We start from the raw sequence: 22,545 nt of genomic DNA, 5'->3' as shown, positions 1-22,545 counted from the left end.
CGATCCCGGCCGCACCGGCGGTGTCCCCGCCGGTGGTGATCCGGCGCGCACCGGCGGCCTGCCGGCCGGCGACCGTCCCGGCGGGCGCGGTCCGGCCGGCGACCCGTCCCGCACCGGTGGCTTCGCGGCCGGTGCTGACGCCCGCGGTCCCGCCCGCGGCGCGGCACGCCCGGACGGCGGAGTCCCGCCCGGTGAGCCGCGCGCCGCGGCCGGTGGCCCTCCGGTGGCCCGGGCGGCCGCCTCGGTGGCCCGGCCCGCGGGGCCGGACGAGCGGCCGGCCGGCCGGGCGAACCCGCTCGCGCCGGAGCCCACCCGGCCCGGACCGGGCGGCCCGGGCGCCGTGCCGCAGGGGCCCGGCGCGCCGGCGGTGGCGCGGGCGGCCGCGGTCGTACCCCCCGGCGAGCCGGCGGTGGCGCGGGCCGCCGCGGTCGTGCACCCGCCGGAGGCGCGGCCGGGACCGGAGGACGGCGCCGGCCCGGCGCTGCGCCGGGCCGAGGCCGCGCCGGAGGACGCCGACGACGCGACGGGCGGCCTGCGGGGCGCCCGCTCCGAGCTACGCCGGCAGGTGCGCGAGCGGCGGCGGCTGCGGATGGGCATCCTCGCCCTGGTCAGCGTGGTGCTGCTCGGCGCGTTGCCGCTCTTCTTCGGGCTCCGCACACTGAGCCACGACCCGGTCTTCGACACCCTCGACGCGTTGAGCGTGCCGTCCTGGGCGGCGACCAAGACGGTGGACAACGTCAGCGGCAGCCGGTGGTGCCTCCAGGACTGCCGGCTGCGGGAACGCACCGTCGAGTCGCAGAAGGCCTGGAAGGAGACCGCGCAGGCCTACGAGGCGGCGCTGTCCCGGGACGGTTGGCAGCGGTGGAAGGTGGACCGCTGCCCGGAGCAGAAGGTCAAGGGCAGCTACACCTGCTGGCGCCGGGACGAACTGACCCTCGACCTCTGGGTGCGCGAGCCCACCTGCGTGCCGCCGGCCGTCGCGGGCGAGCCGGCGCCGTCTCCGGTGCCCGCGCCCGCAGCGGGGGAGTGCACCGGCTCGTTGGTGTCGGTGAAGGTGCGCAACGCGATCGACGACGAGCGGACCGGGCCGCAGCCCACCACCGATCCGTCACTCACCGGCGAGGACCCGTACCCGACCCTCACCGACGATCCCCTCGGTGAGCCGGCACCCTCACCGTCGTGAGCCGGTTTCCATCACGGACGGTAGGGTCTGGGGCTGGCGGGGCCCGTCCGCCCCGTTGACCGGTCACGGGTCGGCGTGCGACGGACCGGCCAGGTACGGTCGCGCGTCCCGGGGCGTCGGGCCCCGGGACACTGCTTGAGGAGGACATGCGCGTGAGTGGTGGAGAGATCGCTGCGCTGATCGCGGCCGGCGCGTTCCTGATGCTGGTGCTCGTGCTGGCGGTGCCGATCCTGCGGCTGCGGCACACCGTCGACGCGACGACCCGCATGATCGCCGACCTGAACGACCGCACGGCGCCGCTGCTCGGTGACGTGAACACCACCGTGAAGAACGTCAACACGGCGCTGGAGCAGGTGCAGACCTCCCTCGACGGGGTCAACCTGCAGCTGGCCAAGGTGGACACCATGACCACCCACGCGCAGAACGTCACCGCGAACGTGGCGAACCTGGCCGCCGTGGTCTCCGCCGCCGCCGCGAACCCGCTGGTCAAGGTCGCCGCGTTCGGCTACGGCGTGCGCAAGGCCGCCGCCGCGCGCCGGCACGCCGAGACCGAGCGCGAGGTGCGCGACACCATCAAGCAGCAGCGCCGGTCCGCCAGGCGCGGCAACCGCTGACCCGGCCGGCGAACAGCGGGAGGATGAGAGCATGAGGCGGTTGTTCTGGCTGGGCATCGGCCTGGCCGTGGGCGTGCTGGTGGTCCGCAAGGCCACCCGGACCGCGCAGGCGTACACGCCGGCGGGGATCGCCAGCGGGCTGTCCGAGTCGGCCGGCGGCCTCGTCGAGTCGGTGCGCAGCTTCGTGGACGACGTCCGGGCCGGGATGGCCGAGCGCGAGCAGGAGATCCACGAGGCCTTCGCCCGCGGCGAGGCGTACGACGACCAGTTCGCCGAGCTGCGGGAGGACCCGCGGATCGGTGACCGAGAGATTTTCCCGGAGGAGCACCAGCGATGAAGACGGCGGAGATCAAGCGGCGGTACCTCGCCCACTTCGAGGCCAACGGCCACGCCGTGGTGCCGTCCGCTCCGCTGCCCGCCATCAGCGACCCGAACCTGCTGTTCGTCAACGCCGGCATGGTGCAGTTCGTCCCCTACTTCCTGGGCCAGCAGACCCCGCCGTACCGGCGTGCGGTCAGCGTGCAGAAGTGCATCCGGACGCCGGACATCGACGAGGTCGGCAAGACCAGCCGGCACGGCACGTTCTTCCAGATGAACGGCAACTTCTCCTTCGGTGACTACTTCAAGGACGGCGCCATCCCGCTGGCCTGGGACCTGGTCACCAAGCCGGTCGACGCGGGCGGTTTCGGGCTGGACCCGGAGCGGATCTGGCCGACGGTCTACCTGGACGACGACGAGGCGTTCCAGATCTGGCGGTCGGTCGGCGTGCCCGCCGAGCGGATCGTCCGGCGGGGCAAGGCGGACAACTTCTGGTCGATGGGCATCCCGGGCCCGTGCGGCCCGTGCTCCGAGCTGTTCTACGACCGCGGCCCGGAGTACGGCCGCGAGGGCGGGCCGGCGGTCGACGAGGACCGCTACATGGAGTTCTGGAACCTCGTCTTCATGCAGTTCGAGCGGGGGCCCGGCACCGGCAAGGAGGACTACCCGATCCTCGGTGAGCTGCCGGCGAAGAACATCGACACGGGCATGGGCCTGGAGCGGATGGCGTCCATCCTCCAGGGCGTCGACAACCTCTACGAGATCGACGAGGTCCGGCCGATCCTGGCCCGGGCCGCCGAGCTGACCGGCAAGCGCTACGGCGCGCACTCCGGCCACGTGGCCAGCGAGTCGCACCCGGACGACGTGCGGCTGCGGGTGATCGCCGACCACGTCCGCACGGCGCTGATGCTGATCGGCGACGGGGTGACCCCGTCGAACGAGGGCCGCGGCTACGTGCTGCGCCGGATCATGCGCCGGGCCATCCGCGCGGTCCGCCTCCTCGGTTACCAGGACCGGGCCCTGCCCGAGCTGCTGCCGGTGGCGCGGGACTGCATGGCCCCGTCCTACCCGGAGCTGGCCGAGGACTTCGGCCGGATCTCCCAGTACGCGTACGCCGAGGAGGACGCCTTCCTCGCCACCCTGCGGGCGGGCACCACGATCCTGGACACCGCCATCGCGGAGACCAAGTCTGCCGGGCAGGCGTCGATCTCCGGCGACAAGGCGTTCCAGCTGCACGACACGTACGGCTTCCCGATCGACCTGACCCTGGAGATCGCGGCGGAGCAGGGCCTCCAGGTCGACGCGGAGGGCTTCCGCCGGTTGATGGCCGACCAGCGCAGCCGGGCCAAGGCCGACGCGCAGGCGCGCAAGACCGGGCACACCGACGTGTCGGCTTACCGGTCGGTGCTCGACGGCGGCGGGGCGGTGGAGTTCACCGGCTACACCGAGCTGACCCGGGAGTCCCGGGTGCGGGCGCTGCTGGCCGGGGGCGCCCAGGTGGCCGCGGCGGTCGAGGGCGACACGATCGAGCTGGTGCTCGACACCACGCCGTTCTACGCCGAGGGCGGCGGGCAGCAGCCCGACCAGGGCCTGATCACGGTCGGCGGCGGCCAGCTCGAGGTCTTCGACGTGCAGCAGCCGGTGCCGGGGTTGATCGTGCACCGGGCCAAGGTGCTCCGCGGTGAGGTGCGCGCCGGCGAGACCGGCTACGCCGAGATCGACGTGTCCCGGCGGCGGGCCATCTCCCGTTCGCACACGGCCACCCACCTGGTGCACCAGACCATGCGCAACTTCCTCGGCGAGTCGGCCACCCAGGCGGGTTCGCTGAACGCGCCGGGCCGGCTGCGGTTCGACTTCAACACCCCGACGGGGGTGGCGCCGAGCGTGCTGCACGACGTGGAGCAGCAGGTCAACGAGGTGCTCCTGGCCGACCTGGAGGTGCACGCCTTCATCACCACGCAGGAGGAGGCGCGCCGGATCGGCGCCATGGCGCTGTTCGGCGAGAAGTACGGCGAGCGGGTCCGGGTCGTCGAGGTCGGCGACTACGCCCGCGAGCTGTGCGGGGGCACGCACGTGGCCCGCTCGGCCCAGCTGGGCCTCGTCAAGATCCTCTCCGAGGCGTCGGTGGGTTCCGGGGTGCGCCGGATCGAGGCGCTGGTCGGCATGGACGCCTTCGGCTTCCTGGCCCGCGAGCACCTGCTGGTCTCGCGCCTCGCCGAGCTGTTCCGGGTGCCGGGCGACCAGGTCGCCGACCGGGTGGAGCAGACCGTCACCCAGCTCCGCGACGCGGAGAAGGAGCTGGAGAAGCTCCGCGCCCAGCTCGTGCTCGGCGGGGCCGCGGCACTGGCGGCGCAGGCGAAGGACGTCCGCGGCGTCGCGTACGTCGGCACCGAGGCCCCCGAGGGTGCGGCCGGCAACGACGTGCGGACCCTGGCCCAGGAGATCCGGGGCCGGATCGACCCGGCCCGCCCGGCCGTGGTGGCGGTGGCCGCCCGGGCGAACGGCAAGGCGTCGCTGGTGGTGGCCGTGAACCAGGCCGCCCGCGGCCGGGGCCTGACCGCGAAGGACCTGGTGAAGGCAGCCTTCTCCGGTCGCGGCGGTGGCAGCGACGACCTCGCTCAGGGCGGCGGCCTGCCCGCCGCGGAGGCGCCGAACCTGCTGGCCACCGTGGAGAAGGCGATCGCCGACGCCTGATGTGCGCACCGATGGAAGCCAGGGCGGGCCGCCGGGTCCGCCCTGGCCCGTACCGGAGGGGAAGTGTCCGGTAGATGGCTGAACTGTCCCGTGGTGTCCGGCTCGGCGTCGACGTCGGCCAGGTCCGGGTCGGGGTGGCCCGATCCGATCCGCACGGCATCCTGGCCACCCCGCTGGTCACCCTGGCCCGCGACCTGACGACCGGGCCGGACGCGGTGCCCACCGACATCGCCGAGCTGGTCCGGCTGGCCGCCGAGCACGAGGCGGTCGAGATCGTCGTCGGCCTGCCGGTCAACCTTGCCGGAAAGCACGGCCCCGCGGCGGCGAACGTCTCGGCGTACGCTGCCCGGTTGGCCGATGTAATGGGGTCGATTCCGGTGACGCTGACGGACGAGAGGATGTCGACCGTGGTCGCGAGTCGTAGGCTGGCCGAACGGGGCGTCCGGGGAAAGCGCCAACGGGCGGTGGTCGACCAGGCCGCCGCGGTGGAGATTCTGCAGAGCTGGCTGGACGCGCAGCGGAGGCGGACGCAATGATCGACGATCTTGATCTCGGGTTCGACGAGGCGGAGAGGGGGGAGAAGGGCCGGCACCGGCGCAGCGCCGTGCGCAAGCGCAACGGCGGGTCGGGTGGCGGCCGGGGCAAGACCATCTTCGCCCTGCTGATGGCGATCGTGCTGCTGGGCGGCATCGGCGGCGGCGCGTACGTCGGCTTCGACCGGATCCGCAACCACTTCGTCACACCGGACTACGACGGGCCGGGCACGGGCGAGGTGCTTGTCGAGGTGAAGGCCGGCGACACCCTCACCGACATGGGGATCACCCTCTACGACGCCGGCGTGGTGAAGAGCACCAAGGCGTTCATCGAGGCCGCCGACGCGAACTCGCGTAGCAAGAACATCCAGGTCGGCCGGTACAAGGTCCGCAAGCAGATGAAGGCCGCGGACGTGATCACGCTGATGCTCGACCCGAAGAGCCGGGTGGTCAACGGGGTGACGATCCCCGAGGGCACGATCAGCCTGAACATCTACCAGATCCTCTCCAAGCAGACCAAGATCCCGGTCAAGGACTTCCAGGCCGCGGCGAAGGACCCGGTCAAGCTGGGCGTGCCCGCCTTCTGGTTCAACCGGGAGGACGGCAAGAAGGGCCCGAAGAGCATCGAGGGTTTCCTCTACCCGTCCACCTACGAGATCCCGCCGAAGGCGACCGCCGAGCAGATCCTGTCGATGATGGTGGACCAGTTCCTGACCGTGGCCCAGCAGCTCGACTTCGTCGACCGGGCGCAGAAGGAGCGGAAGATCTCGCCGTACGAGGCGCTGATCACCGCGTCGATCGCGGAGGCCGAGTCGGTGAACGCGGTCGACCTGCCGAAGGTGTCCCGGGTGATCTACAACCGGGTCTACGCCGGCAAGATCGGCTGCAAGTGCCTCGGCATCGACAGCGGCATCAACTACTACTTCCGCCTGCAGGGCAAGGACCCGAAGGACTCCGACGACCTGCTGCAGAGCGAGATCAACGACCTGAAAAACCCGTACAACACGCACAACGTGGCCGGCCTGCCGATCACCCCGATCAGCAACCCGGGTGAGGCCGCGCTCAAGGGCGCCCTGGAGCCGCCACCAGGCGACTGGATCTTCTTCATGACGGTGGACCAGAAGGGCACCATGGGCTACGGCTCGAACGACGCCGACTTCCGCAGGCTGCAGCGGCAGATGTGCGACAACAAGGTGCTCACGGGGGAGAACTGCACCTGATGAAGGCCGCCGTGGTCGGCCGGCCGATCGCCCACTCGCTCTCCCCGGTGATCCACAACGCGGGGTACGCGGCGGCCGGGTTGAGCGGGTGGTCGTACACCCGGATCGAGTGCGCGGCCGACGAGCTGGCCGGCCTGGTCGCGGGTCTCGGCCCGGAGTGGGCCGGCCTGTCGGTCACCATGCCGGGCAAGGAGGCCGCGCTCGCGGTGGCCGACGCGGCCTCGCCGGTCGCCGCCGCGGTCGGCGCCGCCAACACGCTGGTACGCCGCCCGGACGGCACCTGGTACGCCGACAACACCGACGTCGCGGGCATGGTCGACGTGCTCACCGCCGCCGGCTGCGCGGCCGGCGCCACGGTCACCGTGCTGGGTGCGGGCGGCACCGCCCGGGCGGCCGTCGCGGCGGCGGCCCGGATCGGCGCGGCCGAGGTGACGGTGGTGGCCCGGCGCCCGGAGGCGGTGCGGGAGCTGGGCTCGACGGCCGAGGCGGTCGGCGTCCCGCTGGCCGGCGCGCCCTGGGACGGCGCCCCGGCCCACGCCCGGGCCGACCTCGTGGTCTCCACGGTGCCGAAGGGCGTGGCCGACCCGCTGGCGGACAACTTCGACTGGCGGCCCGGGACGGTCTTCTTCGACGTGGTCTACGACCCGTGGCCCACCCCGCTCGCCGCGGCGGCGGTCGCCGCCGGCTGCCGGGTCGTCTCGGGGCTGGACCTGCTGCTGGCCCAGGCGATCGGCCAGTTCGAGCAGTTCACCGGCGTGTCCGCGCCCCGGGAGGCGATGCGCGCCGCGCTGGCCGGGGCCCGCGCGGAGGCCTGACCGCGCGGTCACCGCCCGCCGGGCGGACGGCCGCGTCCGCAGGGCGGGACGCGGCGGGCGGGCCGATCCGCCGGACACCGGGCGTGACAGACTGACCGCTGTGTTGCGCTGGCTGACTGCAGGTGAATCGCACGGACCCGCCCTCGTCGCGCTGCTGGAGGGGGTGCCCGCCGGCATCGAGGTGACCACCGCGGAGATCTCCGGCGAGCTGGCCCGGCGCCGGCTCGGCTACGGCCGCGGCGCCCGGATGTCGTTCGAGCAGGACGAGGTCGAGGTCATCGGCGGGCTCCGGCACGGCGTGACGCTGGGCAGCCCGGTGGCCATCCGGGTGGGCAACTCGGAGTGGCCGAAGTGGCGCACCGTGATGGCCGCCGACCCGGTCGACGCGGAGGAGCTGGCCGGGCAGGCCCGCAACGCCCCGCTCACCCGCCCCCGCCCCGGCCACGCCGACCTGGCCGGCATGCAGAAGTACGGCCACACCGACGCCCGGCCGATCCTGGAACGGGCCAGCGCCCGGGAGACCGCCGCGCGGGTCGCCGTGGGCACGGTCGCCAAGGCCCTGGTCAAGCAGGCCCTCGGCGTCGAGATCGTCTCCCACGTGGTGGAGCTCGGCCCGATCGGCGTCAAGCCCGGCCTGCGCCCCACCCCGTCCGACGCCGCCCGGATCGACGCCGACCCGCTGCGCTGCCTCGACCCGGAGGCAAGCGCCCGGATGGTCGCCGAGGTCGACGCCGCCAAGAAGGCGGCCGACACGCTCGGCGGCGTGGTCGAGGTGCTGGCGTACGGGGTGCCGCCGGGCCTGGGCAGCCATGTGCAGTGGGACCGCAAGCTCGACGCGCGGCTGGCCACCGCCCTGATGTCGATCCAGGCCATCAAGGGCGTGGAGATCGGCGACGGCTGGACGCAGGCGCGCTCGCGCGGCTCCGAGGCGCACGACGAGATCCTGCCCACCGCCACGGGGGTGCGCCGGGTGACCGACCGGGCCGGCGGGCTGGAGGGCGGCATCACCACCGGCGAGCCGCTGCGGGTGAAGGCGGCCATGAAGCCGATCTCCTCGCTGAACCGGGCGCTGTCCACGGTCGACGTGCTCACCGGTGAGCCGGCCACCGCCATCAACCAGCGCTCGGACGTGTGCGCGGTGCCGGCCGCGGCCGTGGTGGCCGAGGCCATGGTGGCCCTGGTGCTGGCGGAGGCGGCGGTGGAGAAGTTCGGCGGCGACTCGGTGGCCGAGATGCGCCGGAACCTGTCCGGTTACCTCGACGCCCTGGTCGTCAAGTGAGCACCCGGCCGGTCTGCGTGCTGGTCGGGGCGCCCGGCTCCGGCAAGACCACGGTGGGGCGCGCGCTCGCGGCGGCCCTCGGCGTCGAGTTCCGGGACACCGACGGCGACATCGAGCAGCTCGCCGGCAAACCGATCCCGGAGATCTTCGTGGACGAGGGGGAGGAGCACTTCCGTACCCTCGAACGGGCCGCCGTGGCGGCGGGACTGGCCTCGCACGCGGGCGTGCTCGCCCTCGGCGGCGGCGCGGTCCTCGCCGAGGAGAACCGCGCCGCGCTGGTCGGGCACACGGTGGTGCACCTGTCGGTGGAGCTGTCCGACGCCGTGAAGCGGGTCGGCCTGGGGCCCGGCCGGCCGCTGCTGGCGCTGAACCCGCGCGCCACCCTCCGGCACCTCATGGAGCAGCGCCGCCCGCTCTACGCCGAGGTGGCCACCGCGACGGTGCTGACCGACGGGCGCACCCCGGAGGAGATCGCGACCGAGATCGCGGCCCTGCTCAAGCCCTGACCGCCACGGGCCGGGGCGCCCGCTCCGGCCGCCAGGTGACCAGCAGGGCGAGGGCCAGCAGGATCTCGGCCAGGTCGCCGCCGTAGTACATCACCGTCGCGCCGGCCCGCAGCTCGTCCCCGGTCGCCGGCACGTCCACGAGCAGCCCGGCGTAGAGGAGCTGGGCGAGCACGGCGTGCGCCGCCACGCCCAGCCCGAGCACGACCAGCCGGACCGGGACCCGGGGCCGGTGCGGGCCGGGATCCGGCCCGGCGATCGACCAGGTGAACAGGTAGCCGCTGAGCACGAAGTGCAGCAGCACCAGCCCGTGCAGCGCCGGATGGGTCAGGGTGGCCCGGTACAGCGGGGTGAGGTACAGCAGCCAGAGCCCGCCCGCGGTAAGCAGCAGCCCGGTCACCGGATGGGCGAGCACCCGGAGGGCCGGGTGGCGCAGCAGCCGCAGCGCCGCGCGGCCGACCCGCCGGTCCACCGTTCGCAGGGCCAGCGTGCCGGGCGCGCCGAGCGCCAGGGCCAGCGGCGCCAGCATGCCGAGCACCAGGTGCTGCGCCATGTGCCCGGGCAGGTCGGCGGCGGGGAGCAGCAGCCCGGCGGCGAGCAGCGCCGCGCCGAGGCCGAAGCTCGCCGTCCGCCGATGGTCCCACCCGGGCCGGCCCGGGTCCCGCTGCCGCAGGGCCGCCGCCAGGTAGGCCCAGAACAGGACCGGGGGTACGAGCGCGACGGCCGGGAAGCCGCCGGCGGCGTGCCCGGCGTGGGCGAGGCTCACCGCCGCTCCGGGGCGCACAGGTCGACGGTCGAGGCCCGCCGCTGCACCGCCCAGCCGATCAGGACGAGGACCGCCCCGAGGGCCAGGAAGCCGAGGTCCCACCAGAGCTGGTGCGGGCCGCCGCGCACGTGGTGGATGCCGAGGATCTGGTGGTCGACGAGCCCTTCGACCAGGTTGAACAGGCCCCAGCCGACAAGCGCCCAGCCCCACAGCGCGGGGGAGCGCCACAGCCGGCCCCGGGACCGGGTGACCCGGGCGTAGAGCAGGGCCAGGCCGGTCAGCACCGCCACCCAGGTGACCGTGTGGAACAGCCCGTCCCAGAGCGTGTTCATCCTGAGCCCGGCCACCGTGTCCACCGGGTAGTACTTCACGCCGATCCGGTCGGTGTTCGTGCTGCTGAGCAGGTGGTGCCACTGGAGCAGCTGATGGAGCAGGATCCCGTCGACGAAGCCGCCGAGGCCCACGCCGAGGATCGTCGCCGGCACCCGGATGTCCGCGCCGTCGATGGTTGGTCGGGTCATGCCTGCACCTCCGCCGTCGGGGGGTTCGTCCCCACCGTTACTGCCCGCTCCTGCCGGGTCAAACGTCGGGGACGGCGGAGCGGCCACGGAGTGGACAGTCGCCGCCCCGGCGCCGCCGCCTCGACTAGGCTGCCCGCGATGGACGAGGTGACCCGGATCCCGGTCGGCGGCGACCGGCCGTACGACGTGCTGGTGGGACGCGACCTGCTGGACCCGCCGCCCCGGCTGCTGCCCGGCGCCGAGCGGGTGGCCTTCCTGCACGCGCCGCCGCTCAAGGGGCTGGCCGAGGAGCTGGCCGGGCGGGTGCGCGATGGTGGGGTGACCCCGCTGCTCATCGAGGTGCCGGACGCCGAGGCGGGCAAGCACGTCGACGTGGCCGCGGCCTGCTGGGACCGGCTCGGCGAGGCGGGCTTCACCCGCAGCGACGCGGTGGTCGGGGTGGGCGGCGGCGCGGTCACCGACCTGGCCGGGTTCGTGGCGGCCAGCTGGCTGCGCGGGGTGCGCTGGGTGCCGGTGGCGACCTCCCTGCTCGGCATGGTCGACGCGGCTGTCGGCGGCAAGACCGGGATCAACACGGCCGCCGGCAAGAACCTGGTCGGCGCCTTCCACCCGCCGGCCGGGGTGATCTGCGACCTGGCGACGCTGGACAGCCTGCCGCCGGCCGACCTGGCCGCCGGGATGGCCGAGGTGGTCAAGTGCGGGTTCATCGCCGACCCGGTGATCCTCGACCTGGTGGAGCGGGACCCGGCCGCCGCGCTGGACCCGACCGGGCCGGTGACCCGCGAGCTGATCGAGCGGGCGGTGCGGGTCAAGGCGGACGTGGTCTCCGGCGACCTGCGCGAGTCCGGGGTGCGTGAGGTGCTCAACTACGGGCACACGCTCGCCCACGCGATCGAGAAGGTGGAGGGCTACCGCTGGCGGCACGGGCACGCCGTCGCCGTGGGCCTGGTCTACGCGGCCACCCTGGCGCGGCTGGCCGGGCGGCTGGACGCGGCCACCGCGGAGCGGCACCGGTCCGTGGTGGCGGCGCTCGGCCTGCCCACCGGCTACCGGGCGGACGCCTGGCCGGAGCTGCTGGCCGCCATGCGGGTGGACAAGAAGGCCCGGGGCAGCCGGCTGCGCTTCGTGGTGCTGGACGGCCTGGCCCGCCCGACGATCCTGGAGGCGCCGCCGGACGAGCTGCTGGCGCGGGCGTACGAGGAGGTCAGCTCGTGAGGGTCTACGTGCTCAACGGGCCGAACCTGGGCCGGCTCGGCACCCGCCAGGTCGACGTCTACGGGGCCACCAGCTACGCCGACCTGGTGACCATGTGCGAGGAGACCGGCCGCGAGCTGGGGCTGGACGTGGTGGTCCGGCAGACCGACGCCGAGCACGAGCTGCTGGGCTGGCTGCACGCGGCGGCCGACGAGGGTGCGGCCGTGGTGCTCAACCCGGCCGCCTGGTCGCACTACTCGATCGCGGTCCGGGACGCCTGCGCCCTGCTGCGCGGCCCGCTGGTCGAGGTGCACATCTCGAACATCCACGCCCGCGAGGAGTTCCGGCACCACTCGGTGGTCTCCGCGGTGGCCACCGGGGTGATCTGCGGGCTGGGCGTGGACGGTTACCGGCTGGCCCTGCGCCACCTGGCCGGCCGCCTCGGGTGACGTTCGGCACGTCCGGGGCGGGTGGACCGGGCCGGTGGACCGTGGCCCGTGCGCAGCACGGCTGCCCAATTCGACACAGCTAGTAGACTTCACAGGTCTGTCCGCCAATTGATGATCAAGGCAGGAAATGGCCACCACCAACGACCTCAAGAACGGCCTGGTACTCAACCTCGACGGCGAGCTGTGGGCCGTCGTCGAGTTCCAGCACGTCAAGCCCGGTAAGGGCGGTGCGTTCGTGCGTACCACGCTGAAGAACGTGCTGTCCGGCAAGGTGGTCGACAAGACCTTCAACGCGGGCACCAAGGTCGAGACCGCCACCGTCGACAAGCGCACCATGCAGTACCTCTACGCCGACGGCGAGGACTACGTCTTCATGGACCTGGAGACGTTCGACCAGATCACCGTCCCCGGCGGCACCGTCGGCGAGGCGGCCAACTACCTCCTCCCGGAGGCCGAGGCCACCGTCGCCACCCACGAGGGCCTGCCGCTCTACATCGAGCTGCCGACCTCCGTCGTGCTCGAGATCACCTACACCGAGCCGGGTCTGCAGGGCGACCGGTCGACCGGCGGCAACAAGCCGGCCACCGTCGAGACCGGCGCCACCGTCCAGGTGCCGCTGTTCATCACCACCGGCGAGAAGATCAAGGTCGACACCCGCGACGGCCGTTACCTCGGCCGAGCCTGATGGCCGAGGGTCCCAAGCAGCAGATGCCGGCGCGCCGAAAGGCGCGCAAGCGGGCGCTGGACGTGCTCTTCGAGGCCGACCTGCGGGACCGGCCGCCCGTCGAGGTGCTCGCCGGCTACCTGGAGCGGATCGAGAAGCCCCGCCCGGAGCACGTCGGTTACGCGGTCGGCCTGGTCGAGGGCGTGGCCGCGCACCTGGACCGGATCGACGAGGTGATCGCCAGCTACGCCGAGGGCTGGACGCTGGACCGGATGCCGGCGGTCGACCGCAACCTGGCCCGGATCGCGGTCTACGAGCTGCTCTACGTCGACGAGATCGACGACGCCGTGGCGATCAGCGAGGCCGTCGAGCTGGCCCGGCAGATGTCGACCGACGACTCGCCGCGCTTCCTCAACGGCATCCTCGGCCGCATCGCCGAGTACGCCACCCGCTGAGGCTCCACGGCAACTCCAGCTCGGCGCGTCTGACGCCGCGCCGCGACCTGGAGCCGCCGACGACGAAGGGCCCGCGCCGTCCGGCGCGGGCCCTTCGTCGTGGTCGGGTCAGGAGGCGAAGAACGCCCGGGGGTCGGCGACCAGCACACCGTGCTCGGTGAGCCGCTCGATCAGGCCCGACGGCGAGGCGTCGTAGACGATCGCGAGGGCGCGCAGGTCGTCGGCGCGGATGGAGAGCACCCGGCCGTTGTAGTCACCGCGCTGCTGCTGAATGGCGCGGGCGTACCGGGCGACGTAGGCCAGGTCCTCCGAGGCCTCGTCGTAGAGCCGCTCCAGATCCAGAACGATCTTGCTGGTGGGCTCGTGGCGCACCCCACTGCCGTCGGGCAGCAGCTCCGAGACGGGAACTCGGTAGAAGTCGGCCAGCTCCGCCAGGCGGGACACGGTGACGGCGCGGTCGCCGCGCTCGTACGAGCCGACCACCACGGCCTTCCACCGCCCGTTCGACTTCTCCTCCACCCCCTGCAGGGACAGGCCCTGCTGCTGGCGGATGGAGCGCAGGCGGGCGCCCAGCGACTTGGCGTATTCAGAGGGCATTCGGACACTCCCAGTGCTGCTCGGGGTTCTCCCAGCTATCGCTACGGAGCGTGACGGTACGGGGATTGCGACACGCGGTCAAGTGTTCGTGACGACCCCGGTCGGCCCGGTGTGCGGGTTGTCCGCATTTCTCCACGCTGACCCGCTGGTCAGTCCCGGCGGCGGCCGACCCGGTGACCGCTGGTAACGTGGCACGAAGCCCCGGTCCGGGCCCGCCACGGTCCGCCGGAGCCAACCAGACGTCCTTTAACGACCCGTCCCGTGAGGCGGGGAAGGAGGTCCGCCGTGGCCTACCCACCGGCTGCCCACCCGTCGCCGCCGCGACAACCCTCGGTGAAGGTGATCCTCGCCGCCGCCGACGTGTCGCGGGTGGTCGACCGCATCGCACACCAGATCCTCGAGAAGACCCAGGGCGCCGCCGACACCGTGCTGCTCGGCATCCCCACCCGCGGGGTCCCCCTCGCGAAGCGGCTCGCCGCCCGGATCAGCACCTTCGAGGACGTGACCGTCCCGGTCGGGGTGCTCGACATCACGCTCTACCGCGACGACCTGCGCCGGCACGCCACCCGCGCGGTCGGCCCCACCGACCTGCCCCCGGGCGGGATCGACGGGCGGCGGGTGATCCTCGTCGACGACGTGCTCTTCTCCGGCCGCACCGTGCGGGCCGCCCTGGACGCGCTCAGCGACGTCGGCCGCCCGGCGTCGGTGCAGCTCGCCGTCCTGGTCGACCGGGGGCACCGCCAGTTGCCGATCCGCGCCGACTACGTCGGCAAGAACATCCCCACCGCGCTCGCCGAGAACGTCAAGGTCACCCTGGCCGAGACCGACGGGGCGGACGAGGTCCGGCTGCACGGAGGCACCTCATGATCCGTCACCTGCTCTCCGGGGCCGACCTGGACGCGGCCACCGCCACCCGGATCCTGGACACCGCGGCCGAGATGGCCACGGTGGCCGGCCGCGAGGTCAAGAAGCTGCCGGCGCTGCGCGGCCGGACCGTGGTCAACCTCTTCTACGAGGACTCCACCCGCACCCGGATCTCGTTCGAGGCGGCCGCCAAGCGGCTCAGCGCCGACGTGATCAACTTTTCCGCCAAGGGCTCCAGCGTGGCCAAGGGCGAGAGCCTGAAGGACACGGCGCTCACCCTCCAGGCCATGGGCGCCGACGCGGTCGTCGTCCGGCACCCCGCCTCCGGCGCCCCGCACCGGCTGGCCGACTGGGTGGACGGCTCGGTGGTCAACGCCGGAGACGGCACCCACGAGCACCCCACCCAGGCGCTGCTCGACGCCTACACGATGCGCTCCCGGCTGGGTCGCCTGGACGGCCTGCACGTGGCGATCGTCGGCGACGTGCTGCACTCCCGGGTGGCCCGCTCCAACGTGCTGCTGCTCTCCACCCTCGGCGCGAAGGTCACCCTGGTCGGCCCGCCGACCCTCATCCCCGTCGACATCTCTCCCGCGCTGGCCCCCGGCACCGATGTCTCCTACGACCTCGACACCGTTCTTCCCGGTGTGGACGTGGTGATGATGCTGCGGGTGCAGCGGGAGCGGATGAACGACTCCTACTTCCCCTCCGCCCGCGAGTACGCCCGCCGCTACGGGCTGGACGGGCCGCGGATGCGCCGGCTGCCCGAGCACGCGATCGTCATGCACCCCGGCCCGATGAACCGGGGGATGGAGATCACGCCCGAGGTGGCCGACTCGCCCCGCTCCACCATCGTCGAACAGGTCGCCAACGGGGTCTCCGTGCGGATGGCCGTCCTCTACCTGCTGCTCGGAGGGAACAACCGGTGACCGCGTACCTGATCCGGAACGTGAGTGTGCTCGGCGGCGCGCCGACCGACCTGCTGATCCGCGACGGCGTCGTGGCGGAGACCGGCGCCGGCCTGACCGCGCCGGACGCCACGGTGCTCGACGCCACCGGCCTGGTGGCCCTGCCCGGCCTGGTCGACCTGCACACCCACCTGCGCGAGCCGGGCCGGGAGGACGCCGAGACCGTGGAGTCCGGCTCCCGGGCGGCGGCGCTGGGCGGCTACACGGCGGTCTGCGCCATGGCGAACACCTCGCCGGTGGCCGACACGGCCGGCGTCGTCGAGCAGGTCTGGCGGCTCGGCCGGGAGGCCGGGCTGGTCGACGTGCAGCCGATCGGCGCGGTCACCGTCGGCCTCGCCGGCGAGCGCCTGGCCGAGCTGGGCGCGATGGCCGACTCGGCGGCCCGGGTGCGGATCTTCTCCGACGACGGGCACTGCGTCGCCGACCCGAAGCTGATGCGCCGGGCCCTGGAGTACGTCAAGGCGTTCGACGGGGTGATCGCCCAGCACGCCGAGGAGCCCCGCCTCACCGAGGGCGCGCAGATGCACGAGGGCGAGGTCTCCACCCGGCTCGGGCTGACCGGCTGGCCGGCGGTCGCCGAGGAGGCCATCATCGCCCGCGACGTGCTGCTGGCCGAGCACGTCGGCAGCCGCCTGCACATCTGCCACGTCTCCACCGCGGGCAGCGTCGAGGTGCTGCGGCACGCCAAGGCCCGGGGGGTGAAGGTCACCGCCGAGGTGACCCCGCACCACCTGCTCCTCACCGACGAGAAGGCCACCACCTACGACCCGGTCTACAAGGTCAACCCGCCGCTGCGCACCGCAGCCGACGTCGCCGCGCTGCGGGCGGCCCTGGCCGAGGGCGTGATCGACATCGTCGCCACCGACCACGCGCCGCACGCCGTCGAGGACAAGGAGTGCGAGTGGGCGTACGCCCGGCCGGGCATGCTCGGCCTGGAGACGGCGCTCTCCATCGCGCTGGACGTGCTCGGGCCGCAGTGGGACCTCATCGCCGAGCGGATGTCCCGCGCCCCGGCCCGGATCGCCGGGCTGGAGGGGCACGGGCTCGACCCGGCCCCCGGCGTGCCGGCCAACCTGACCCTGGTCGACCCGGCCGCCCGCCGCGTCGTCGAGCCGGCGGAACTGGCCAGTCGCAGTCGCAACACCCCGTACGCCCGCATGACGCTGCCGGGTCGCATCGTGGCGACCTTCCTGCGCGGCGAGCCGACGGTCCTGGACGGAAAGGCAGTTCGATGACCAAGCGGAGGCCCGCGATCCTCGTCCTCGAGGACGGGCGCACGTTCCACGGCGAGGCGTACGGCAGCGTCGGGGAGACCTTCGGTGAGGCGGTCTTCAACACCGGCATGACCGGCTACCAGGAGACCCTCACCGACCCCTCCTACCACCGCCAGGTGGTGGTGCAGACCGCGCCGCACATCGGCAACACCGGCGTCAACGGCGAGGACGACGAGTCCGGCCGGATCTGGGTGGCCGGCTACGTGGTGCGCGACCCGGCCCGGATCGGCTCCAACTGGCGGGCCACCGGCGGGCTGGAGGACCGGCTGGCCGCCGAGGGCGTGGTCGGCATCAGCGGCGTCGACACCCGGGCGCTCACCCGGCACCTGCGCGAGCGGGGCGCCATGCGGGTCGGCATCTCCAGCATCGACGACGACCCGGCCGCCCTGCTCGACCGGGTCCGCCACGCGCCGCAGATGGTCGGTGCGGACCTGTCCGCCGAGGTGACCACCGCCGAGCCGTACGTGGTGGCGGCACAGGGCGAGCACCGGTTCACGGTCGCGGCCCTGGACCTGGGCATCAAGCGCAACGTGCCCCGCCGGCTCGCCGCCCGCGGCGTCACCACCCACGTGCTGCCCGCCGGCTCCTCGATCGAGGACCTGCTGGCCACCGGCGCGGACGCGGTCTTCTTCTCGCCCGGGCCGGGCGACCCGGCCACCGCCGCCGGGCCGGTCGCCCTGGCGCGGGAGGTGCTCGGCCGGCGGATCCCGCTGTTCGGCATCTGCTTCGGCAGCCAGATCCTCGGCCGGGCGCTCGGCTTCGGCACCTACAAGCTCGGCTACGGCCACCGCGGCATCAACCAGCCGGTGCTCGACCGCGCGACCGGCAAGGTCGAGGTGACCAGCCACAACCACGGCTTCGCGGTCGAGGTGCCGGGCGCCGCGCACGGCGTGGTCGTCCCCGACCAGGTGATCGACACCGAGTTCGGCGGCGTCCAGGTCTCCCATGTCTGCCTCAATGACAACGTGGTCGAGGGGCTGCGGGCCCGGGACGTGCCCGCCTTCACCGTTCAGTACCACCCCGAGGCGGCGGCCGGCCCGCACGACGCGGACTACCTCTTCGACCGTTTCGCCGAGCTGATCGAGGGCCGCGGCCCCGACCGGAAGCACAGTGAGGGGCGCACGGATGCCTAAGCGGACCGACCTCAAGCACGTCCTCGTGATCGGCTCCGGGCCGATCGTCATCGGCCAGGCCTGCGAATTCGACTACTCCGGCACGCAGGCGTGCCGGGTGCTGCGCAGCGAGGGGATCCGGGTCAGCCTGGTCAACTCCAACCCGGCCACGATCATGACCGACCCGGAGTTCGCCGACGCCACCTACGTCGAGCCGATCACCCCGGAGTTCGTCGAGCTGGTCATCGCCAAGGAGCGCCCCGACGCGCTGCTGCCCACCCTGGGCGGGCAGACCGCGTTGAACACGGCGGTCGCCCTGCACGAGGCCGGCATCCTGGACAAGTACGGCGTCGAGCTGATCGGCGCCAACATCGAGGCCATCAACCGGGGCGAGGACCGGCAGCTGTTCAAGGAGATCGTGGCCAAGGCCGGCGTACGCCTCGGGCTGGACGACCCGTCGTCGCTGGTGCCCCGTTCCCGGGTCTGCCACACCATGGACGAGGTCCGTGAGACCGTCGGCGAGCTGGGCCTGCCGGTGGTGATCCGGCCGTCGTTCACGATGGGCGGCCTCGGCTCCGGCATGGCGCACACCGACGAGGACCTGACCCGCATCGCCGGGGCCGGCCTGGCCGCCAGCCCGGTGCACGAGGTGCTCATCGAGGAGAGCGTGCTCGGCTGGAAGGAGTACGAGCTCGAACTCATGCGCGACCGCCACGACAACGTGGTGGTGGTCTGCTCGATCGAGAACCTCGACCCGATGGGCGTGCACACCGGCGACAGCGTCACCGTGGCCCCGGCCATGACGCTCACCGACCGGGAGTACCAGCGCCTGCGTGACCTGGGCATCGCGGTGCTCCGCGAGGTCGGTGTCGACACCGGCGGCTGCAACATCCAGTTCGCGGTGAACCCGGCCGACGGCCGGATCGTCGTGATCGAGATGAACCCGCGGGTGTCCCGCTCGTCGGCCCTCGCGTCGAAGGCCACCGGCTTCCCGATCGCCAAGATCGCCGCGAAGCTGGCCATCGGCTACACCCTCGACGAGATCCCCAACGACATCACCCTGAAGACCCCGGCGGCGTTCGAGCCGACCCTGGACTACGTGGTGGTGAAGATCCCCCGGTTCGCGTTCGAGAAGTTCCCCGGCGCGGACCCGGAGCTGACCACCACCATGAAATCGGTCGGCGAGGCGATGAGCCTCGGGCGCAACTTCACCGAGGCGCTGAACAAGGCGATGCGCTCGATGGAAACCAAGTCATCGGGTTTCTGGACCACCCCGGACCCGGAGGGGGCCACCAGGGAGAACACCCTCGCGGCGCTGCGGATGCCGCACGACGGCCGGATCTACACGGTCGAGCGGGCGCTGCGGCTGGGCGCGTCGATCGCCGAGGTGGCCGAGGCGTCCGGCGGGATCGACCCCTGGTTCCTGGACCAGATCGCCGCGCTGGTGGAGCTGCGGGCCGAGATCGTGGACGCCCCGGTGCTCGACGCCCAGCTGCTGCGCCGGGCCAAGCGGGCCGGTCTCTCCGACCGGCAGCTCGCCGCGCTCCGCCCCGAGCTGGCGGCCGAGGACGGCGTCCGCACCCTGCGCCACCGGCTCGGGATCCGGCCGGTCTACAAGACGGTGGACACCTGCGCGGCCGAGTTCGAGGCGACCACGCCGTACCACTACTCCACGTACGACCAGGAGACCGAGGTCGGCCCCTCGGACCGGCCCAAGGTGCTCATCCTGGGCTCCGGGCCGAACCGGATCGGCCAGGGCATCGAGTTCGACTACTCCTGCGTGCACGCCGTGCAGGCGCTGCGAAGCGCGCCGGTCGGAGGGGTCGCTGCGTCCGGTTATGAGACCGTCATGGTCAACTGCAACCCGGAGACCGTCTCCACCGACTACGACACCGCCGACCGGCTCTACTTCGAGCCGCTCACCTTCGAGGACGTGCTGGAGGTCTGGCACGCCGAGGACACCTCCGGCAAGGCGGCCGGCGGCCCCGGCGTGGTCGGGGTGATCGTGCAGCTCGGCGGGCAGACGCCGCTCGGGCTGGCCCGGCGGCTCAAGAGCGCCGGCGTGCCGATCGTCGGCACCTCCCCGGAGTCGATCCACCTGGCCGAGGAGCGCGGCGCGTTCGGCGCGGTGCTGTCACGGGCCGGGCTGCGCGCCCCGGCGCACGGCATGGCCACCTCGTACGACGAGGCCAAGGCGATCGCCGACGAGATCGGGTACCCGGTGCTGGTCCGCCCGTCGTACGTGCTCGGCGGCCGGGGCATGGAGATCGTCTACGACGACGCCACCCTGCGCGACTACATCGGCCGGGCCACCGACATCTCGCCCGACCACCCGGTGCTCGTGGACCGCTTCCTCGACGACGCCATCGAGATCGACGTGGACGCCCTGGTCGACGCCGACGGCGCGGTCTACCTGGGCGGCGTGATGGAGCACATCGAGGAGGCCGGCATCCACTCCGGCGACTCCTCCTGCGCGCTGCCGCCGATCACCCTGGCCGGCTCGCACCTGGCGGAGGTGCGCCGCTACACCGAGGAGATCGCCCGCGGGGTCGGCGTGAAGGGCCTGCTCAACGTCCAGTACGCGCTCCAGGGCGACACGCTCTACGTGCTGGAGGCCAACCCGCGCGCCTCCCGGACGGTGCCGTTCGTCTCCAAGGCCACCGCCGTGCCGCTGGCCAAGGCGGCGGCCCGGATCGCGCTCGGCGCCACCATCGCCGAGCTGCGCGCCGAGGGGATGCTGCCGCCCACCGGGGACGGCGGGACGATGCCCGCCGACGCCCCGATCGCGGTCAAGGAGGCGGTGCTGCCGTTCAAGCGGTTCCGAACCCCGTCCGGCAAGGGCATCGACGTGCTGCTCGGCCCGGAGATGAAGTCCACCGGCGAGGTGATGGGCATCGACACCAACTTCGGGCACGCCTTCGCCAAGTCGCAGTCCGCCGCGTACGGGTCGCTGCCGACCGCCGGGAAGATCTTCGTCTCGGTGGCCAACCGGGACAAGCGCGGCATGATCTTCCCGATCAAGCGGCTGGCCGACCTGGGCTTCGAGATCGTGGCCACCACCGGCACGGCCGAGGTGCTGCGCCGGCACGGCATCGCCTGCGAGCAGATCCGCAAGCACTACGAGTCGGGTGAGGGCGAGGACGCCGTCTCGCTGATCCTCGGCGGCGACGTGGCGCTGGTGGTGAACACCCCGCAGGGCTCCGGCGCGAGCGCCCGCTCCGACGGCTACGAGATCCGCAGCGCCGCCGTGACGGCGGACATCCCCTGCGTCACCACGGTGCCCGGCGCGGCGGCCGCGGTGATGGGCATCGAGGCGCGGATCCGGGGCGACATGCGTGTCCGCCCCCTCCAGGAGCTCCACGCCGCCCTCCGGGCCGGCGAGTGACCAGGGTGCGAACCACCCTGCCCGCCACGCTGCCCACCGCGTCGATCATGAGGTTGGCGGCAGTCGAGGAGATCGACTTCGCCGTCAACCTCATGATCGACGCAGCGGGGGTGTCCGGGCGGTGATCTTCGAGAAGGTGGTGCGGCCCCGGTTGTTCCGGATCGGGGGCGGGGACGCCGAGGTGGCGCACGAGTGGACCCTCGGACGGCTGGCCTCGGTGGCCCGGCGGCCGGCCGTGCTCGCTGCCCTGCGGGCCCGGTACTTCCGGGCGGCGCCCCGGACCGTGTTCGGGGTGGAGTTCCCGAATCCGGTCGGGTTGGCGGCCGGGATGGACAAGAACGGGGTGGCGCTGCCGGCCTGGCCGGCGCTGGGCTTCGGCTTCGTCGAGGTCGGCACGGTCACCGCGCACGCCCAGCCGGGCAACCCCCGGCCCCGGCTGTTCCGGCTGCGCGACAGCGAGGCCGTGGTCAACCGGATGGGCTTCAACAACGCCGGCGCCGAAGCCCTCGCGGCCCGGCTGGCGGCGCTGCCGCGCCCGCTCGGCGTGCCGCTGGGCATCTCGCTCGGCAAGTCCAAGGTGACCCCGCTGGACGAGGCCGTCGAGGACTACCTGGCCTCCCAACGGGCGCTCAAGGGGCACGGGGACTACTTCGCGGTCAACGTGTCCTCGCCGAACACCCCGGGGCTGCGGTCCCTCCAGGACCGGTCCCACCTGGACGCGCTGCTCGCGGCGCTCGTGGGGGAGAAGCCCGTGCTCGTGAAGATCGCCCCCGACCTCACCGAGCCGGCCGTCGCCGAGCTGCTGGAGGTCTGCCTCGACCGCGGCGCGGCCGGGGTGATCGCCACCAACACCACACTGGCCCGCGACGGGCTCGCACCGGCCGAGCGGGCCTCGGGTGCGCAGACCGGCGGCCTGTCCGGCCGCCCGCTGACCGACCGCGCCCGCGAGGTGGTCGCCTTCGTGCACCGCGAGACCGGCGGCCGGCTGCCGGTGATCGGCGTGGGCGGCATCCTCGACCCGGACGACGCCACCCGGATGTTCGACGCCGGGGCGAGCCTCGTCCAGCTCTACACCGGTTTCATCTACCGGGGCCCGGCCCTGGTCCGGTCGGTGGCCCGGGCGGCAGCCCGGCGCTGACA

At 73.3% G+C, this 22,545-nt stretch carries 23 protein-coding genes; 20 read left to right on the top strand and 3 right to left on the bottom strand.

What is annotated here, in order from left to right:
• The first annotated feature begins 589 nt into the window (after window positions 1-589).
• The 9 genes from ACZ6PY_RS24500 (at window position 590) to ACZ6PY_RS24460 (ending at window position 9,162) form a co-directional block, all read left to right on the top strand.
• The gene (locus ACZ6PY_RS24500; protein WP_466075908.1) at window positions 590-1,183 is read left to right on the top strand and encodes a hypothetical protein; all 594 of its coding nucleotides are present in this window, start codon (window positions 590-592) and stop codon (window positions 1,181-1,183) included.
• A gap of 152 nt (window positions 1,184-1,335) precedes the next feature.
• Window positions 1,336-1,797: a DUF948 domain-containing protein gene (locus ACZ6PY_RS24495; protein ID WP_466075402.1), complete on the top strand. Its 462-nt coding sequence runs from the start codon at window positions 1,336-1,338 to the stop codon at window positions 1,795-1,797.
• Window positions 1,798-1,828: 31 nt separating this feature from the next.
• Entirely contained in the window at window positions 1,829-2,134 is a 306-nt protein-coding gene (locus ACZ6PY_RS24490) for a DUF6167 family protein (protein WP_148426735.1), read from the top strand.
• On the top strand, window positions 2,131-4,809 hold the full coding sequence (gene alaS, locus ACZ6PY_RS24485) for an alanine--tRNA ligase (protein ID WP_466075400.1): 2,679 nt from the start codon (window positions 2,131-2,133) through the stop codon (window positions 4,807-4,809). Before ACZ6PY_RS24490 ends, alaS begins: the two co-directional genes overlap by 4 nt.
• Before the next feature lie 74 nt (window positions 4,810-4,883).
• Window positions 4,884-5,345, top strand: coding sequence for a Holliday junction resolvase RuvX (gene ruvX, locus ACZ6PY_RS24480; protein WP_466075398.1), 462 nt, complete (start codon window positions 4,884-4,886; stop codon window positions 5,343-5,345).
• Entirely contained in the window at window positions 5,342-6,562 is a 1,221-nt protein-coding gene (gene mltG, locus ACZ6PY_RS24475) for an endolytic transglycosylase MltG (protein WP_466075395.1), read from the top strand. The genes ruvX and mltG overlap by 4 nt, the downstream gene beginning before the upstream one ends.
• Window positions 6,562-7,377 carry a shikimate dehydrogenase gene (locus ACZ6PY_RS24470; protein WP_466075393.1) on the top strand — a complete coding sequence of 272 codons (816 nt, stop codon included), beginning with the start codon at window positions 6,562-6,564 and terminating at the stop codon, window positions 7,375-7,377. The genes mltG and ACZ6PY_RS24470 overlap by 1 nt, the downstream gene beginning before the upstream one ends.
• 100 nt (window positions 7,378-7,477) lie before the next feature.
• Window positions 7,478-8,656, top strand: a complete 1,179-nt coding sequence (aroC, locus tag ACZ6PY_RS24465) for a chorismate synthase (RefSeq protein ID WP_466075391.1) — start codon at window positions 7,478-7,480, stop codon at window positions 8,654-8,656.
• Window positions 8,653-9,162: a shikimate kinase gene (locus ACZ6PY_RS24460; RefSeq protein WP_466075389.1), complete on the top strand. Its 510-nt coding sequence runs from the start codon at window positions 8,653-8,655 to the stop codon at window positions 9,160-9,162. Before aroC ends, ACZ6PY_RS24460 begins: the two co-directional genes overlap by 4 nt.
• Here the strand turns inward: ACZ6PY_RS24460 and ACZ6PY_RS24455 are convergent.
• Both ACZ6PY_RS24455 and ACZ6PY_RS24450 read right to left on the bottom strand, forming a co-directional pair.
• Window positions 9,152-9,925, bottom strand: coding sequence for a cytochrome c oxidase assembly protein (locus ACZ6PY_RS24455; RefSeq protein ID WP_466075385.1), 774 nt, complete (start codon window positions 9,923-9,925; stop codon window positions 9,152-9,154). The two genes, ACZ6PY_RS24460 and ACZ6PY_RS24455, sit on opposite strands and share 11 nt — an antisense overlap.
• Window positions 9,922-10,446 carry a DUF2243 domain-containing protein gene (locus tag ACZ6PY_RS24450; protein WP_466075383.1) on the bottom strand — a complete coding sequence of 175 codons (525 nt, stop codon included), beginning with the start codon at window positions 10,444-10,446 and terminating at the stop codon, window positions 9,922-9,924. Before ACZ6PY_RS24450 ends, ACZ6PY_RS24455 begins: the two co-directional genes overlap by 4 nt.
• Window positions 10,447-10,584: 138 nt before the next feature.
• Between ACZ6PY_RS24450 and aroB the strand changes: the two genes are divergently transcribed.
• From aroB to nusB, 4 genes are all read left to right on the top strand, one after another.
• On the top strand, window positions 10,585-11,661 hold the full coding sequence (gene aroB / locus ACZ6PY_RS24445; protein ID WP_466075381.1) for a 3-dehydroquinate synthase: 1,077 nt from the start codon (window positions 10,585-10,587) through the stop codon (window positions 11,659-11,661).
• On the top strand, window positions 11,658-12,089 hold the full coding sequence (gene aroQ / locus ACZ6PY_RS24440; protein WP_466075379.1) for a type II 3-dehydroquinate dehydratase: 432 nt from the start codon (window positions 11,658-11,660) through the stop codon (window positions 12,087-12,089). Before aroB ends, aroQ begins: the two co-directional genes overlap by 4 nt.
• A 127-nt stretch (window positions 12,090-12,216) precedes the next feature.
• Window positions 12,217-12,774 carry an elongation factor P gene (gene efp / locus ACZ6PY_RS24435; RefSeq protein ID WP_466075377.1) on the top strand — a complete coding sequence of 186 codons (558 nt, stop codon included), beginning with the start codon at window positions 12,217-12,219 and terminating at the stop codon, window positions 12,772-12,774.
• A gap of 23 nt (window positions 12,775-12,797) precedes the next feature.
• Window positions 12,798-13,208 carry a transcription antitermination factor NusB gene (nusB, locus tag ACZ6PY_RS24430; RefSeq protein ID WP_210406048.1) on the top strand — a complete coding sequence of 137 codons (411 nt, stop codon included), beginning with the start codon at window positions 12,798-12,800 and terminating at the stop codon, window positions 13,206-13,208.
• 108 nt (window positions 13,209-13,316) lie between these two features.
• Here the strand turns inward: nusB and bldD are convergent, their stop codons facing one another.
• Window positions 13,317-13,805 carry a transcriptional regulator BldD gene (bldD, locus tag ACZ6PY_RS24425; protein ID WP_013285505.1) on the bottom strand — a complete coding sequence of 163 codons (489 nt, stop codon included), beginning with the start codon at window positions 13,803-13,805 and terminating at the stop codon, window positions 13,317-13,319.
• Between the two features lie 285 nt (window positions 13,806-14,090).
• On the opposite strand from bldD, the gene pyrR reads away from it, so the two are divergent.
• From pyrR to ACZ6PY_RS24390, 7 genes are read left to right on the top strand one after another with little or no spacing between them, the layout of a single operon-like run.
• A complete protein-coding gene (gene pyrR, locus ACZ6PY_RS24420; RefSeq protein WP_466075374.1) occupies window positions 14,091-14,672 on the top strand; it encodes a bifunctional pyr operon transcriptional regulator/uracil phosphoribosyltransferase PyrR in 582 nt (193 codons plus the stop codon).
• Complete coding sequence (locus ACZ6PY_RS24415; protein ID WP_466075372.1) at window positions 14,669-15,595, top strand: aspartate carbamoyltransferase catalytic subunit; 927 nt, start codon at window positions 14,669-14,671, stop codon at window positions 15,593-15,595. The genes pyrR and ACZ6PY_RS24415 overlap by 4 nt, the downstream gene beginning before the upstream one ends.
• Window positions 15,592-16,869 (top strand): dihydroorotase, encoded by a 1,278-nt coding sequence (locus ACZ6PY_RS24410; RefSeq protein WP_466075370.1) that lies wholly within the window; start codon window positions 15,592-15,594, stop codon window positions 16,867-16,869. Before ACZ6PY_RS24415 ends, ACZ6PY_RS24410 begins: the two co-directional genes overlap by 4 nt.
• Entirely contained in the window at window positions 16,866-18,041 is a 1,176-nt protein-coding gene (gene carA / locus ACZ6PY_RS24405; protein WP_466075368.1) for a glutamine-hydrolyzing carbamoyl-phosphate synthase small subunit, read from the top strand. The genes ACZ6PY_RS24410 and carA overlap by 4 nt, the downstream gene beginning before the upstream one ends.
• Window positions 18,034-21,405, top strand: coding sequence for a carbamoyl-phosphate synthase large subunit (gene carB / locus ACZ6PY_RS24400; RefSeq protein ID WP_466075366.1), 3,372 nt, complete (start codon window positions 18,034-18,036; stop codon window positions 21,403-21,405). Before carA ends, carB begins: the two co-directional genes overlap by 8 nt.
• Window positions 21,402-21,530, top strand: a complete 129-nt coding sequence (locus tag ACZ6PY_RS24395; protein ID WP_466075364.1) for a hypothetical protein — start codon at window positions 21,402-21,404, stop codon at window positions 21,528-21,530. The genes carB and ACZ6PY_RS24395 overlap by 4 nt, the downstream gene beginning before the upstream one ends.
• Window positions 21,527-22,543 (top strand): quinone-dependent dihydroorotate dehydrogenase, encoded by a 1,017-nt coding sequence (locus ACZ6PY_RS24390; protein WP_466075362.1) that lies wholly within the window; start codon window positions 21,527-21,529, stop codon window positions 22,541-22,543. The genes ACZ6PY_RS24395 and ACZ6PY_RS24390 overlap by 4 nt, the downstream gene beginning before the upstream one ends.
• Window positions 22,544-22,545: the final 2 nt, after the last annotated feature.

The organism is Micromonospora sp. NPDC048907, from assembly GCF_055586885.1.
The sequence above is the reverse complement of the archived record's forward strand: the minus strand, read 5'-3'. Positions and strand labels throughout refer to the sequence as shown.

Bases quoted from the DNA above. Each gene is read 5' to 3' on its own strand.
- bldD (WP_013285505.1), bottom strand. From the start codon at position 13,805: ATGCCCTCTGAATACGCCAAGTCGCTGGGCGCCCGCCTGCGCTCCATC.
- ACZ6PY_RS24470 (WP_466075393.1), top strand. From the start codon at position 6,562: ATGAAGGCCGCCGTGGTCGGCCGGCCGATCGCCCACTCGCTCTCCCCG.
- ACZ6PY_RS24500 (WP_466075908.1), top strand. From the start codon at position 590: ATGGGCATCCTCGCCCTGGTCAGCGTGGTGCTGCTCGGCGCGTTGCCG.
- ACZ6PY_RS24415 (WP_466075372.1), top strand. From the start codon at position 14,669: ATGATCCGTCACCTGCTCTCCGGGGCCGACCTGGACGCGGCCACCGCC.
- aroB (WP_466075381.1), top strand. From the start codon at position 10,585: ATGGACGAGGTGACCCGGATCCCGGTCGGCGGCGACCGGCCGTACGAC.
- alaS (WP_466075400.1), top strand. From the start codon at position 2,131: ATGAAGACGGCGGAGATCAAGCGGCGGTACCTCGCCCACTTCGAGGCC.
- ACZ6PY_RS24490 (WP_148426735.1), top strand. From the start codon at position 1,829: ATGAGGCGGTTGTTCTGGCTGGGCATCGGCCTGGCCGTGGGCGTGCTG.
- efp (WP_466075377.1), top strand. From the start codon at position 12,217: ATGGCCACCACCAACGACCTCAAGAACGGCCTGGTACTCAACCTCGAC.
- mltG (WP_466075395.1), top strand. From the start codon at position 5,342: ATGATCGACGATCTTGATCTCGGGTTCGACGAGGCGGAGAGGGGGGAG.
- carA (WP_466075368.1), top strand. From the start codon at position 16,866: ATGACCAAGCGGAGGCCCGCGATCCTCGTCCTCGAGGACGGGCGCACG.
- ruvX (WP_466075398.1), top strand. From the start codon at position 4,884: ATGGCTGAACTGTCCCGTGGTGTCCGGCTCGGCGTCGACGTCGGCCAG.
- carB (WP_466075366.1), top strand. From the start codon at position 18,034: ATGCCTAAGCGGACCGACCTCAAGCACGTCCTCGTGATCGGCTCCGGG.
- ACZ6PY_RS24450 (WP_466075383.1), bottom strand. From the start codon at position 10,446: ATGACCCGACCAACCATCGACGGCGCGGACATCCGGGTGCCGGCGACG.
- nusB (WP_210406048.1), top strand. From the start codon at position 12,798: ATGCCGGCGCGCCGAAAGGCGCGCAAGCGGGCGCTGGACGTGCTCTTC.